Source organism: Micromonospora sp. NPDC023737 (assembly GCF_040639715.1).
In the GTDB taxonomy this organism is placed as follows: domain Bacteria; phylum Actinomycetota; class Actinomycetes; order Mycobacteriales; family Micromonosporaceae; genus Micromonospora.
In genome coordinates this window covers 207,024-220,809 of record NZ_JBFAAL010000011.1, presented here as the reverse complement: position 1 = coordinate 220,809, position 13,786 = coordinate 207,024, and the positions used below count along the sequence as shown (strand labels likewise).

Sequence of the window (13,786 nt, the reverse complement as noted above, 5' to 3'; positions counted from 1 at the left end):
CACCGCCCACGCCTCATCGGTCAGTTCACCACGACGTACCACCGGCACATCGTCGACGATCAACCACTACAAGATCGGCAGGACACGCCCTAGGCCTAGGACGTCGTGCGGGCTCAGCCGGCGCGGTCGCGGAAGGTGGCGCGGTAGCTCTGCGGCGTGGCGCCGACCCGGCGGGTGAAGTGGTGGCGAAGCGCCGCCGCGTCGCCGAAACCGGACCGGTCGGCGACCGCCTCGACGCTGAGCCGGGTCTCCTCCAGCAGCCGCCGAGCCAGCAGCACCCGCTGGCTGGTCATCCAGTCGTGCGGGGTGGTGCCGGTCTCGGCCCGGAACCGGCGGGCGAAGGTACGGGGTGCCATGCCCGCGCGGGCTGCCAGTTCGTCGACGGTGACCGGGCGTTCCAGGTGCCTCATGAGCCACTCCAGGACCGGCTCCAGGGTCGGGGCCTCCGGCGCCTTCGGGATCGGCGCCTCGATGTACTGGGCCTGGCCGCCGTCCCGGTGCGGCGGGACCACCATCCGGCGGGCCAGCCGGGTGGCGGTGGCCGAACCGTGCTCCTGACGGATCAGGTGCAGGCAGGCGTCGATGCCGGCGGCGGTGCCGGCACTGGTGAGCAGTCGACCGTCCGCCACGTAGAGCGAGTTGCACTGGACCAGGGCGGACGGGTGCAGCTGTTGCAGTTCGTCGACGTATCGCCAGTGGGTGGTGCACTCGCGGCCGTCGAGCAGCCCGGCCGCGCCGAGCAGGAAGGCGCCCGAGCAGACGCTGAGCAGGTGTGCGCCGCGTGCGTCGGCCCGGCGCAGCGCTTCGAGCACCGGCTCGGGAACGCTGGCGCACCGGTCGTGGGCGGGGACCGCGACCAGGTCCGCGTCCTCCAGGGGGCCGAGGTCGGTGTGCGGTACCAGTTGGAAGCCGGCGGACGTGCGTACCGGGCGGCCGTCCGGGCTGCACACGTCGAAGCGGTAGGCGGGGAACCCGTCGGCTGTCCGGTCGGTGCCGAAGACCTCCGCGAGCACGCCGAGTTCGAATGGCGCGACCTGGTCCAGGACGAGTACGGCCACCGAGCGGAGCATGTGACGAGGGTAACCCCGCGGGTGGCAGTAAATCGATGGCCAGTGGCATTCCTGCCACTGTCAGCCTGCGGCGCGACGTCGCAGACTGAGGTCAGACCCGATGCGCATCGGCGGCGAAACCGACATCAACCGGGTGAAAGTGAGCGCCGTCATGGAGTTCCTGTTCCTCGTACTGTTCCTGGTCGTCCTCGCAGCCGCCGGCGCGACCGGCGTGACCGCCGACAGCCGCGACTCCGCCGACTGGAAGCCGACCGACGCGGGGCGCCGCTGGCAGTCCCGTACCTGCTGATGACACTTGTTCCGATTCGACGGAAAAATCCCGGGCGGGACCGCGCCAAAAGGGGCGGCCCCGCCGACGGGGTCCGGCCGGCGTACGGCAGGCTAGGGGCCATGGCAGACGGCTCCTGGTACGACGCCGACATCGACCACGTGATCATCTCCGAGGCGCAGATCCGCGAGAAGACCGCGGAACTCGCCAAGCAGGTCGCAGCGGACCACGCCCACGTCGAGGACGGGCTCCTGCTGGTTTGCGTGCTCAAGGGCGCGGTGATGTTCATGGCCGACTTCGCCCGGGCGCTCGGCCGCCACGGCCCGCCCGCCGAACTCGAGTTCATGGCCGTCTCGTCGTACGGCCAGGGCACCACCTCCTCCGGAGTGGTCCGCATCCTCAAGGACCTGGACCGGGACATTGCCGGCAAGCACGTGATCGTGGTCGAGGACATCGTCGACTCCGGTCTGACCCTCTCCTGGCTGCTGCGCTACCTGGAGTCCCGGTCGGCCGCGAGCGTCGAGGTCGTCGCGCTGTTCCGCAAGCCCGACGCGGTCAAGGTCCCGGTCCCGGTCAAGTACGTGGGCTTCGACATCCCGACCGAGTTCGTCGTCGGCTACGGGCTCGACTTCGATGAGCGTTACCGGGAGCTGCCTTACGTCGGCGTGCTGAAGCCCGAGGTCTACGCCCGATCCTGAGCCCTCCTCGCGGTGGCGTCGAGCGCGACGCCACCTGAATCCGCGCGGCGCGTGCGTGCCGCGTCCGAGCTTCCGGTCGGGCGCGCGGCACCGGGAGGTCGAACAGGGCGCATTCGTCAAGCGGACGTTCAGCGGATTCTCAGCTGTTCGGACTACCGTGTACGTCGGTGGCGTGGAGGTAACTCCGCGCTCGGCCCCTCGACTGCGTGACCGGGTGTTCGCGGGTGGCCGGGCTCGGACTCCTCGTCACGTCGGTCTCCGCCCGGTCCGCCGTACGACCCGGCGCGGGCTGGTGGGCCCCGGCTCAGGAGACGTGCCGTCGATGTCCGACGTGCGTCGAGTGCGGGGCTCGCAAGCTCACTCCGTGCGCACACGGTGTACCGTCGAATGACCGCGGCGCGGCAGTTTGTCGCTCCTCGGAGGTCGAGGCCGGCTCGCACGGCGGCTCCGGCAGCCGCCAAGGCGGCGACACCAATCAGACGGTCAGGACGTCGATCAGGAGGATGCGGGCGCTCAGGTGCCCGACAACAGTATGGAACGTACGCGTTTCTTCCGCCGACCGGTGGTCTGGATCATCCTGGTCATCCTCGGCGCCGTTGTTCTCAGTCAGTTGTTCACCTCGGGGCCCAGCTTCCACCGGGTGGACACTTCCGTTGCGCTGGACCAGCTCCACACCGCCAAGATCGATAGCGCGGTCTTCCAGGACAAGGAGCAGACGCTCCAGCTCAAGCTGGCCGAGAAGACCAAGTTCGGTGACACCACCACCGACCGGATCGAAGCCCAGTTCCCCTACGAGGTGGGCAGCCAGGTCTGGAACGAGGTCCTCGCGGCCAAGTCGGCCAACCGGATCACCGGCCCGGCCGACACGAAGGTGTCGTCCGACAGCATCTGGGTGAGCCTGCTGGTCAACCTGCTCCCCATCGTGCTGCTCGTACTGCTGCTGCTGTTCTTCATGTCGCAGATGCAGGGCGGCGGCTCGCGGGTGCTCAACTTCGGCAAGTCCAAGGCCAAGATGATCACCAAGGACACGCCGAAGACCACCTTCGCGGACGTCGCGGGCGCCGAGGAGGCCGTGGAGGAACTCCACGAGATCAAAGACTTCCTCCAGAACCCGGCCAAGTACCAGGCGCTGGGTGCCAAGATCCCGAAGGGTGTGCTGCTCTTCGGCCCGCCCGGTACCGGTAAGACGCTGCTGGCCCGCGCGGTCGCCGGCGAGGCCGGGGTGCCCTTCTACTCCATCTCCGGCTCCGACTTCGTCGAGATGTTCGTCGGCGTCGGCGCGAGCCGGGTCCGTGACCTGTTCGAGCAGGCCAAGGCGAACGCACCGGCGATCGTCTTCGTCGACGAGATCGACGCCGTCGGCCGGCACCGTGGCGCCGGCATGGGCGGTGGCCACGACGAGCGGGAGCAGACCCTCAACCAGCTCCTGGTCGAGATGGACGGCTTCGACACCAAGGGCGGCGTCATCCTGATCGCCGCCACCAACCGGCCGGACATCCTGGACCCGGCGCTGCTGCGCCCGGGCCGCTTCGACCGGCAGATCCCGGTGGACGCCCCCGACATGGAGGGCCGCAAGGCCATCCTGCGGGTGCACGCCAAGGGCAAGCCGTTCACGCCCGACGTCGACCTCGACTCGGTGGCCCGGCGTACCCCGGGCTTCAGCGGCGCCGACCTGGCCAACGTGATCAACGAGTCGGCTCTGCTCACCGCACGCAAGGACCAGCGGGCGATCAGCAACGACTCCCTGGAGGAGTCGATCGACCGGGTGATCGCCGGTCCGCAGCGCCGGACCCGGGTGATGAGCGACCAGGAGAAGAAGATCACCGCGTACCACGAGGGTGGCCACGCGCTGGTCGCCTGGGCGCTGCCGCACGCCGCGCCGGTGCACAAGGTGACGATCCTGTCCCGCGGTCGCTCGCTGGGCCACACCCTGGTGCTGCCCACCGAGGACAAGTACACCCAGACCCGGGCCGAAATGATCGACACGCTGGCGTACGCGCTGGGCGGCCGGGCCGCGGAGGAACTGGTCTTCCACGAGCCCACCACCGGTGCCGGCAACGACATCGAGAAGGCCACCCAGCTGGCCCGGGCGATGATCACCCAGTACGGCATGAGCTCCAAGCTCGGTGCGATCAAGTACGGCACCAGCGGCGACGAGCCGTTCCTCGGCCGCAACATGGGCCATGAGCGGGACTACTCCGACGCGGTGGCGGCCGAGATCGACGGCGAGATGCGGGCGCTCATCGAGCTGGCGCACGACGAGGCCTGGGAGATCCTGGTGGAATACCGGGACGTCCTGGACAACATCGTGCTCGAGCTGATGGAGAAGGAGACCCTCTCCACGGCTGACATGGCGCGCATCTGCGCCCGGGTGGTCAAGCGCCCGCCGCTCGCGCCGTACAACGGCTTCGGCAAGCGCCAGCCCTCCACCGAGCCGCCGGTGCTCACCCCGGCCGAGAAGGAGGCGCTCAAGGCGCAGGCCCAGGCCGACGGCGCCCAGGCGGGGGTCGGTGGCAACTCTTCGAACAACTCGGACGGTACGCACTGAGCACGACGGACCCGGCGGCCAGCCCCGATGATCGGGGGCTGGCCGCCTCCGCGACCGAGCCCGACGCGGACGACATGCTGGACTACATCGCCGCGCGGCTGATCAACGGCAAGCTCACCGGTGGCCCGGTCGAGGACAGCGTCGACCTGCCCCGGATCGAGAAGGCGGTCCGCGAGATCCTGATCGCGGTCGGGGAGAACCCCGACCGCGACGGGCTCCGGCAGACCCCGGCCCGGGTCGCCCGGGCCTACGCCGAGCTCTTCGCCGGCCTCCGGGTCGACCCGGCCCAGGTGCTCAGCACCACCTTCGAGGCCAACCACCAGGAGCTGGTGATCGTCCGGGACATCGACGTGATGAGCCTCTGCGAGCACCACCTGCTGCCGTTCCGGGGCAGCGCCCACATCGGCTACATCCCCGGCCCGGACGGGCGGATCACCGGCCTGTCCAAGCTGGCCCGGCTCGTCGAGGTCTACGCCCGCCGCCCGCAGGTGCAGGAGCGACTCACCTCGCAGATCGCCGATCTCCTGATGGACAAGCTCGCGCCCAGAGGCGTGATCGTCGTCCTCGAGTGCGAGCACATGTGCATGGCCATGCGCGGCATCCAGAAATCCGGCGCCCAGACGATCACGTCGGCGGTGCGTGGCACGCTCCAGAACGACGCGAAGTCCCGGGCCGAGGCGATGGCTCTGATACTGCCCCGCTGACCCGGCGTACCGACCGGCCGCTGCGTCCCCGCCCGCTTCCGGACGTCGACGGTGTGACGGAAAGAGCCGGTGCGGCCTCAGCCGGCCAACATGGCGAACAGCAGGCCGGCGGTGACCAGCACAGCCGGCACCAGGCAGACCAGCGCCCCGAACCGCGACGTCCGGTCCACCCGACCCCCGCGCCGCGACCGGAAGACCCGCCCGACGCCGATCCAACCGGCCACGAACGCCACCGCCGGCATCGGCAGGCCACAGATCAGGGCGGCGACGGTCGCCGCACCGGCACCGGTCGCGACGTAGACCACCACCTGGATCAGCGGCACCAGCAGCGCCAGCGGGCCGTACACCAGCAGGTTGCGGGGCCGCGCCGACCAGCTCGCCGGACGCAGCGGATGCCGCGCGGCAAGAGCGACGTCCGCCGCGTCGACCCGGTCGCGAGCGGTGCGGAGCCCCGCCAGGACGGTGGCCGGACCGCCGGCCAGCGCGCGGGTCTCCTCGGACAGCTCCGGCGGCGACGGCACCAGCGAGATCTGCGGTACGCCCCGCTCGCGCAGCCGGCTCTGCTGAGCGGCGAGCCGCGTACGGACCTCGGTCAGCTCCTCCCGAGCCGCCTGCACCGACCGGGCCTGCTCACCGGCGGCGGCCGCCGCGGCCCGGCGTACCCCGTCCAGCTGGCGGGCCGCCGCCAGGTAGTCCTGCCAGGCGTCCACCGCGGCATCGGCCGTCGAGGCCGGCTGCGGAGCAACCTCATGCTGCACGGCGGTACGCTGCCGGCCCGGCCCGGCCAGATCCTGCCGCTCGTCCCGGGTGGCCGTGGCCGCCTTCCTCCCGTTGCGGCTCATGCCCGCGCCTCCTCCTCGGCGAACGGCACCAGGACGACGCCCTGCTCGTCTGGCCCGTCCCAGAGCACCACCCGGCCCGGGCGCGGGCGCCACTCCACCGGACGGTGGAAGACGCTGACCAGCTGGGCTCCGGGTACGCCCACCGCCGCGACGGCCGCCAGCTTGTCCACGGCGTCCTCCGGCTCCAGCAGGGCAGCGAACGGCGGCACCACCCGCCACCAGCCGAGCAGGTGCCGACCAGCCGGTGGCCCCTCCCGCAGCAGCGTCCGTAACAGCTCGACGGGCAACTCCTCGGCGTCCGCCCGACCCGCGCCGAAGAGCACGAGGTACGTGGGGTCGTTCGTCGGCGTCGACCCGCCCTCGTGGTCCGGAGCGGACCCGGACGATTCGGTGCCGGCCAGGATGTCGAGCAGGCCGGCGAGGTCGACGGTCGTGGCCCGATGCACGGCGGCCAGCTCGGCGGTCAGCGCCTCGGCCAGCGACCGGCAGTCCGGATCGGCGGCGGCGATGACGAAACGGGCCGATCCCGCCGCGTGGTGGGCGGCGGTACTCCGGGCCGCGGTGACCAGCAGCGAGGCCGCCTCCGGCCCAGGACCGAGGACAGCGAGGTTGCGCCCCGCGGCCGGACCGAGCGGCACGGCCACCGTCGACCGGTTCACGTCCACCGCCCGACCCAACAGGGCCGCCGGAGCGTGCGCCAGGTTGGCGACCGCCGCCCGGTACCGCGGGTCGTTGCGGAGCAGCGGTCGGGCGTACCCGGCGAACACCACCGGCGGCACGGCACCCGCCGGCCGGGCCGCCCACAGTTCGTGGCGCAGCCGCTCCACCGTCTCCGGTTCGTCCTGCGGATCCGGGTACCGGATCAGCCGCTCGTGACCGCGTACCGCGCCCCGCGGTCCGCCGAGCCCGCCCGCGGTGTTCACCACGGCGCTGCCCATCGGCAGGCCGGCCGCCGAATCGTTGGTCGGCTCCAGGACGGCGCCGCCGCCCGGCAGCGCAACCCGGACCGGGAACTGCCCGAGCAGCGAATCCCGGTGGCCGCCGTCCGACCGCCCGGCCAGCCCCAGATCACCGGCACCAGCCAGCACCAGATGAACGCCGTACGTCCGCCCGGACCGGGCGAGAGCGTCGAGGCGGGACGCGATGTCGGCGCTGAGCCGATCCCGTTCGGCGAAGAGCAGCGGCACATTGTCCACCACGCAGACGATGCGGGGCAGCGGAGTGTGCTCCCGCAGCGCGGCGAAACGCTGCCCGCCGGCCCGGCGGCCCGCCTCCTCGCGGCGGCGCACCTCGACCGCCAACTGCTCGAACAGGTCCCGTACGTACTCGCGGTCGGCGGTCATCGCGGCCGCGCGGACCTGCGGGATCCAGGACCGGTCCCGCTCGGTCTGGAGGAACTCCACGAAGGACTCGCCGTCGCCCAGGTCCACCAGGTACAGGGTCAGCTCCTCCGGGCCGTACCGGGCGGTCAGACCGAGCAGAGCGTTGGTCAGGAAAGCGGACCGGCTGCCGTCGGACCGACCGCTGACCAGCCAGTGCGGGGTCAGCTCGGTGAACCCGAGCGGCACCGGCCGGCCGCCGGCGTCGCCGACCGTGGTCGTCATCCCATCCGCCGAGTGTGCCGACCAGAGCTCCTCGCCGGTGGGCGGCAACAGTTCGGCCAGCCCCAGCCGGGAACCCGCCTCGACCTGGGCGGCCAGCCGCCGGCAGACCGCGAGCACCAGTTCGGCCGGCGGATCCGCCTCGACGAAGACGGGAGAGTTCAGCCCGGCCGGCGGGTCCACACCGGGGCTGGTGAACGACGTACCGGGCGGATCGCCGAGCAGCGCGTACGCGTTCCGGAGCGCGAGCGTCGTGGCCCGGGGCAAGGGCGGGCGGTTCGCGTACGGGCCGGAGGCCGCCCAACCGGCGACCACCAGATGCAACCCGGCCGGGGGGCCCTGTTCGGCCAGAGCCTCGATCCTGGCCAGGTCGCTCGGCGCGGTCAGCTCGGGAAGGGCGGCGATCACCAGCAGGAGGGTGCGGTCGTGTCGCCGGCGCCCGCTGGACCCCGGAGCCACCCACTCTTCGGCCTCGGTCAGCACCGCCCGCAGACCTGGCAAGTCCGACGCCGGCGGCGGGAGCAGGCCGGCGTCAGCCAGCGGAGCGAACGGCGTCAGCGCCGAACCGGTGGCGTCCACCGCCCTGACCAGCAGTGCGCCGGCCGGCGTCGCCGCAACCGAGCGCAGCAGGACGGCCCGGAGCAGACCCGCGACGCGGGAGTCCCGCGCATCGGTGTCGATGCTGAGGTGACCCGTACCGACCAGTGGCACCAGAGCGGGGAAGCGAGCGTCGTCCAGCGGCGCGGCGGTGCCGACCCGGACGAAGGGCGGTGGGCCGTCATTGGGTGGAGCGTCGGCAGCGAGGGCGTCCAGGGAAGCGCCCGCCCAGCCAGGGGCCGCCAGCTCGGCCGCGGTACGGAGCCGGTCGGCCAACTCGTACTGGCGGCGCTGATCGGCCGGCGCGGGTCTGATCTCGTCGAGAATGGCGGCGGCCGCGGCCGCGGTGGCAGCGGCCTGACGGTGCAGTGCGGCGGCGCGGTTGGTTCGTGCCTTCGGACCGGCCACCGCGTCCACCCCCTCTGATCGAGGTTGGCAACCTCCCCGAGCAGAGACGGTATCCCAGGTGGTGCGCCTACCTCGGGAGGCGGGGCGGCGGTGTGAAGGTGTCGTCGGTCATCTCACCAAAGGCGAGCGGTCCGTCACGATCCGCCGAAAATTGAGGCATTGGGTACGGGGCCTCCGACCGATAGCCTCAGGACGTGGAATCAGTGCAGCCCCCCGCCGGTTCCCAGGTATCCCGCGTACCGGCGCAGCGGCCCCCCTCCGAGCAGCTGCCACCAGCTCCGGCGGCCCCGGCCCCGGAGCGTCCGCCCCGTCGAGTCCGCACCGTCCTCACTGTCGTCGCGGGTGTGCTCGCACTGCTCTGCCTCGGCGGGGCCGTCACCGGCTACGTGCTGTACGACCGCGCCACCGCCCCGGACCGCAGCGCCCCCGATGTCGTGGTGGCCAGCTATATCCAGGCTTCCTTCACGGATCGCAACGACGTAAAGGCGCAAGAGTTCACTTGTGAAGACGGTGCGAGCCTCGACGGCCTGCGATCACTTCGCGATGACCTTGTCTCTCGTGAAAAGAGATTCGGAACGACGGTTTCGGTGCGCTGGGGGCCGCTGACCGTCCAACAATCAGGCAATGAGGCCGTGGTTGACGTCGAACTCATTATCTCCGCCGTAGTCGACGGCATATCGCAGAGCGACCGGCAGAATTGGCGGTTCACGACGAGGCGGAGCGACGGCTGGGGCGTCTGTTTGGCCGAACGTGCGAGTTGAAGGCCTACTCCAGCCAGAGCATGTGCACCGGTACTTCCAGGGTGGTGGGCGCTTGGCCGCGCCAGGCCCAGCGGTACCACTCGGCTTCCGGCGTGACCCGTACGCAGATGTCCCCGTCGGCACCCGAGTACGTCTCAGTGACCGCACGTAGGTCGCGGTGCTCGGCCGAGTCCACGACGTGCACCACGCGACGACCGGCCACCGAATCCGCGTCGACGACCGGGATGGGTGCCCGGTGACTCGGGCCGTCGAGCGAGACGAGGCGGAGGCCGGGGTCGCGCCCGGTCAGGCTGTCGGCCTGCGTAGCGATGGCCTCGACCCAGACCCGTTCCACCGGGACCAGGGGCGCGAAGACCTCGATCTGGTCGGTCTCGGCCCGGTACCACTCGTGCTCCGGGATGACTGGCACGTACGTCCGGCTGCCCTGCACCACCCGGTCGTCCGCCCGCAGGTCACCGCGCCAGCCGAGCCCGGGTAGACCGACCTGCACCCGCCGGCCGCGTAGCCCGACCCGCGCGGTTGCCGGCACGATTTCGACGGGGCGTGGTGGGCGCGGGGCCCAGTCCGGGCGGTCCGCGAACGGGTCGGGCACTGGTTCGTTCATGCCGGCAAGGGTTTCACTTCTTCGCCGTGAGAGGCGCGCCCCTCGACCGCATGAACGGCACCGGGTCGATTGCGGCCCGGCTGCTCCGGTCGCCGTCCTCGTGGACTTCGAAGTGCAGGTGTGGGCCGGAGGAGTTTCCGCTGCTGCCGACCTCGCCGATGACCTCGCCGGCGGCGACGCGCTGGCCCGGATAGACCCGCGGACGGGTCACCATGTGGCAGTAGCGGGTGACGAAACCACCCGACTGCTTGTCGGGATGCAGGATGTCGACGAACCAGCCGCATCCGCCCTTGCCGGGGTAACCGTCCACGTTGCAGGTCCGCCGGCCGCTGTTGTCGGGGTCGCATCGGGCCACCAGTACCCGGCCGGACGCGGCGGCGTGGATATCGGTGCCCTTCTTCGCGGCTATGTCGACCCCGTCGTGCCCCGGTCGTTCGTTGGTCCGAAAGCCCGAGCCGACCGAACCGGCGATCGGGGCCGTCCAACCCGATGCTGCGATTTCCTTGCCGGAGGCTGCGTCACATACTTCGTGACCCGACACCAAGGCCGTACGGGCCGCCCCTCCGGCGAGCGCGTCGACGATCTGGGCGGCCACGGTCTCGTGTTTGGCGTACGCGTCGGGGAACGCGCTCACCTGCACCCGCTGCGCGGCCACGGTGAGTGGCAGCTGTTCCCAGCCCTGGATGGTGAGCAACTTCTCGTAGAACTTCCTCGCCGCGTACTCCGGGGTCATTCGTTGCCGTACCGTGCCCCACGAGGATCGCTGCTGGAAGAGACCGACCGAGTCGTGGTCCGCGCCGACGCCCTCGTTGGGGAGGTCCTGCGATTCCCCGACGGTCCGGTTCGCCAGGTTCCGCAGACGGGACTCCTGCATGGCGGTCGCGACCGCGATGACCCAGCCGCGCGGCGGCACCTTCATCTTCTGCCCGGTCCCGATGATCCGGGCCGCGTTGCGGAGCTGGCGGTCGCCGTAGTCGGCCAGACGCGGCATCTTACCGCTCACGTTGACCTGGAAGTCGCCGGTGCACTCGACGCTCATCGGCGTCATCTGCTCTGCGGAGTCTCCGCCGAGTTCGCTGAGGAAGAAGGCGGCCGTTCCTCCGGTGCAGCACAGCAGGGCGAACGCCACGGTGAGCGCAACGGCCAGCGCGCGGACCGGCAGACGGCGACGGGGGTTCGCCTTCTTGTCGTTCATTCCTGCTCCCAGTCCACCGCGTCGACCAGCCACTGCCCGTCAGGTGCGACCAGTTCCAGCCGGAGCCGACCGGTGTCCATCGGCACCAGCGCCTCGACGAAGGTTTCCGTCCGCGGCCGGATGGTGACATCGTCGGTCACCTGCTCGGCCCGCACCTCCTGGGGCACCGCGCCGGCCAACTTCTCGGTGAGCGCGGGCGTCGACAGGGGCCGAAGGTCCTCGCGCCACTGTTCGGCGGTGCTGCCCGGCTTGCCCAGCCAGGCCGTCACGAAGCGGTCGGCCGTCTGCTCCGGCGTCCGCTCACCCGGTCGGGTGACCGGTTCGGGTGGAGCCTCGCTTCCGATCACCCCGTCCTCGCCCGCGTTCGGGTCCACCGTGGTGATCGGCTCGGTAGGCCGATTGCTGAGCCCGAGGGAAGGATCGATGGGCCCCGAGAAGAGCCGGGCCGCGCCGATGATGCCGAACACGACCACCGCGAGGGCGAGTGCGATCCCGATCCGGGACCGCAGCACCCGGGTGACCAGGAATTCGAACGCCCGCCGCATCGCCACTCACCTGGCCTCGGTGCGGATCCGGGGCGCGGGGCGGTCGGGCGTACTCTCCGCCGAGCCGGGACGGTAGACGACGTAGGAGGGACGTTCCTCGGGCACGTCCGGCGCCGTCCAGGCCGGCTGGCCGCCGCGGGGTCGCGGCGCGGCCGGACGGGCGGTGTGGCTCTCCTCGACCGCCGGCGCGCCCTCGGTCCGTTCGCGGCCGTCGGGGCGCTGCCGGTCGGTGCCGTCCGGCGCGGTGTGAACCGGGTCCTCATGTCGGGCCTCAGGCCGCAGCCGCGTCTGCTCGGCGACGACCGCCTTCCGTCGCCCCATGGTGGGCTCGGCCGTGCCGCCGGGCTCGGCCACGTCGAGCCGTGCGGCGGTGCGCATGTCCCGGAAGAAGCGGCGGTGCCAGGAACCGGCCGAGCCGACCGCCTCGCTGCTGTCCTTGCCGCCGAGTTGGGTGATCCGGCGATAGGGGCGGAGCAGCAGCCAGCCGACCACGCCGCAGAGCCAGACCAGCACAACCTGGAGCCAGCCGGGGAGGCTCGGCGTGCTCATGATCAGGTCCACTGCGAAGAGGTAGACGGCCGCTCCGGTGCCGAAGATGAGAATGTTGAAGATGGCGGCCACCACCGCGTTCCCGAGCCGGCGCAGGCCGGCGCTGGCCGGTCTGAGCAGACCGATCGTGCCGAGGATCGGGGCGGCGATCACGGCCCACCGGAAGATCAGGAAGCCGAGCAGCACCAGCAGCGATGCAGTCAGGTCGAACATGGCGAAGAGCAGCGACGCGAGCACCGCGATGAAGCCGGCACCCACCCGGTCCATGTCCCGGACTCCCTGGAGGTATTCGTACGCCTCCGGGTCTTCAGTTTTGATTTGTTCCGCAACGGTCATCCATTGCTGTTCCTTGGCCTTGATGACGACATCGCGAGTGGCAGGATTACTTCGAATCGACTCCGCTTCATCCCAGGTCAGCGACTTGGCATCGTAAAGCGCCCGGCCGTATTTCTTCGCGGTCTCACTGTCGGCGGATCCCAGAACGCCGCGCAGCCAATTTCGGTAGAGCATGGCCTCGGTCGCGGTGTCGCTGGCCCGGACCGCTGGCGGTCGTTTCTCGACGCAGGCGTCCGGGTTTGGTAGAGCGCATTTGTCCGGCGGCGTGTCCCTGGAGGCGGGGCCGAGGGCGTCGTGCACCACGCCGAGACCGGTGATCAGTGTGTTGTCGGCGACGTTGGCGGACTTCACGGGCCAGGCGGCCAGTGCCGTCACCGCGACCATCACGAGCACTGCCCAACCCGCCGTGGTCATGGCGTTGCTCATGTCGGACTGACGCGACCGCCAGAGCAGATAGAGCCCGACCACGCACAACGTGACGATCCCGAAGACGCTGAACACCTTCTGGTAGATGGCCTTGGTCGCCTGCTCCACCAGCGGGTCGGCCCAGCTCCACATCGACCGCGGGTCCCAGGCCCGCTCACGCAGGGCGTTGGATGCGCCCACGATCGCCGTCGCAATCATGAATTCACCGTTGGCGACGGTGTTGCTGAACTTGTAGTCCGGGTGGAGCACCGAGGAGGCGCACCCGCCGTCGACGTCGTAGGTCGTGTAGCTGTACCCGGCGTAGCCGTAGTCGGTGTAGAAGCCCTTCGGGCCCGGCTGCTTCGAGGAATCCGGCCGCGAGGCGAACCATCCGGCCAAGCCGGAGTCGGGTGCGGAGGGGGTTGGTGGCCTCCGGCAGGTTGCTTCAGCTTCGGCGACCTGGTTGAGCTGCTTGACGCAGGCGCGGAAGTCGGCCTGCCATTCCTCGGTGGTGCAGAGGTCGGCCTGCGCCTGCGCGGCCACCGGGGCGGCGGACGCCGGAGACGCCCCGATCAACGGCCACGCGATGGTGGCTCCGGCCAGCAGGCCGAGCGCGAGCAGGAATGCCGTGATCCGTGCTCGGGCCCTCGCCATG

At 71.0% G+C, this 13,786-nt stretch carries 12 protein-coding genes; 5 read left to right on the top strand and 7 right to left on the bottom strand.

Going from position 1 to position 13,786, the window contains the following annotated elements; genetic code table 11:
* Positions 1-113: 113 nt before the first annotated feature.
* The gene (locus tag AB0F98_RS22875) at positions 114-1,070 is read right to left on the bottom strand and encodes a helix-turn-helix domain-containing protein (RefSeq protein ID WP_357738412.1); all 957 of its coding nucleotides are present in this window, start codon (positions 1,068-1,070) and stop codon (positions 114-116) included.
* A gap of 100 nt (positions 1,071-1,170) precedes the next feature.
* Here AB0F98_RS22875 and AB0F98_RS22870 point away from each other — a divergent pair, with 100 nt between their 5' ends.
* From AB0F98_RS22870 to folE, 4 genes are all read left to right on the top strand, one after another.
* Positions 1,171-1,359, top strand: a complete 189-nt coding sequence (locus tag AB0F98_RS22870) for a hypothetical protein (RefSeq protein ID WP_357738447.1) — start codon at positions 1,171-1,173, stop codon at positions 1,357-1,359.
* Positions 1,360-1,460: 101 nt separating this feature from the next.
* Positions 1,461-2,036: a hypoxanthine phosphoribosyltransferase gene (gene hpt, locus AB0F98_RS22865; protein ID WP_357738407.1), complete on the top strand. Its 576-nt coding sequence runs from the start codon at positions 1,461-1,463 to the stop codon at positions 2,034-2,036.
* A 532-nt stretch (positions 2,037-2,568) separates the two neighbouring features.
* On the top strand, positions 2,569-4,584 hold the full coding sequence (gene ftsH, locus AB0F98_RS22860; protein WP_357738404.1) for an ATP-dependent zinc metalloprotease FtsH: 2,016 nt from the start codon (positions 2,569-2,571) through the stop codon (positions 4,582-4,584).
* A gap of 38 nt (positions 4,585-4,622) precedes the next feature.
* A complete protein-coding gene (folE, locus tag AB0F98_RS22855) occupies positions 4,623-5,288 on the top strand; it encodes a GTP cyclohydrolase I FolE (RefSeq protein ID WP_357738444.1) in 666 nt (221 codons plus the stop codon).
* A 77-nt stretch (positions 5,289-5,365) separates the two neighbouring features.
* Here folE and AB0F98_RS22850 read toward each other — a convergent pair whose 3' ends face one another.
* Positions 5,366-6,130: a hypothetical protein gene (locus AB0F98_RS22850; RefSeq protein ID WP_357738401.1), complete on the bottom strand. Its 765-nt coding sequence runs from the start codon at positions 6,128-6,130 to the stop codon at positions 5,366-5,368.
* Complete coding sequence (locus AB0F98_RS22845) at positions 6,127-8,745, bottom strand: FtsK/SpoIIIE domain-containing protein (protein WP_357738398.1); 2,619 nt, start codon at positions 8,743-8,745, stop codon at positions 6,127-6,129. The genes AB0F98_RS22850 and AB0F98_RS22845 overlap by 4 nt, the downstream gene beginning before the upstream one ends.
* A gap of 194 nt (positions 8,746-8,939) precedes the next feature.
* Here AB0F98_RS22845 and AB0F98_RS22840 point away from each other — a divergent pair, with 194 nt between their 5' ends.
* The gene (locus AB0F98_RS22840) at positions 8,940-9,497 is read left to right on the top strand and encodes a hypothetical protein (RefSeq protein ID WP_357738441.1); all 558 of its coding nucleotides are present in this window, start codon (positions 8,940-8,942) and stop codon (positions 9,495-9,497) included.
* A 4-nt stretch (positions 9,498-9,501) separates the two neighbouring features.
* On the opposite strand, the gene AB0F98_RS22835 is transcribed toward AB0F98_RS22840, so the two are convergent.
* Genes AB0F98_RS22835 through AB0F98_RS22820 form a run of 4 tightly spaced genes read right to left on the bottom strand, consistent with a single transcriptional unit; the run spans position 9,502 to position 13,785 of the window.
* The gene (locus tag AB0F98_RS22835; protein ID WP_357738395.1) at positions 9,502-10,101 is read right to left on the bottom strand and encodes a hypothetical protein; all 600 of its coding nucleotides are present in this window, start codon (positions 10,099-10,101) and stop codon (positions 9,502-9,504) included.
* A gap of 13 nt (positions 10,102-10,114) precedes the next feature.
* Positions 10,115-11,296 carry a M23 family metallopeptidase gene (locus AB0F98_RS22830; protein WP_357738392.1) on the bottom strand — a complete coding sequence of 394 codons (1,182 nt, stop codon included), beginning with the start codon at positions 11,294-11,296 and terminating at the stop codon, positions 10,115-10,117.
* Positions 11,293-11,841, bottom strand: coding sequence for a hypothetical protein (locus tag AB0F98_RS22825; protein ID WP_357738389.1), 549 nt, complete (start codon positions 11,839-11,841; stop codon positions 11,293-11,295). Before AB0F98_RS22825 ends, AB0F98_RS22830 begins: the two co-directional genes overlap by 4 nt.
* Before the next feature lie 6 nt (positions 11,842-11,847).
* Positions 11,848-13,785, bottom strand: a complete 1,938-nt coding sequence (locus AB0F98_RS22820) for an MFS transporter (RefSeq protein WP_357738386.1) — start codon at positions 13,783-13,785, stop codon at positions 11,848-11,850.
* Position 13,786: the final 1 nt, after the last annotated feature.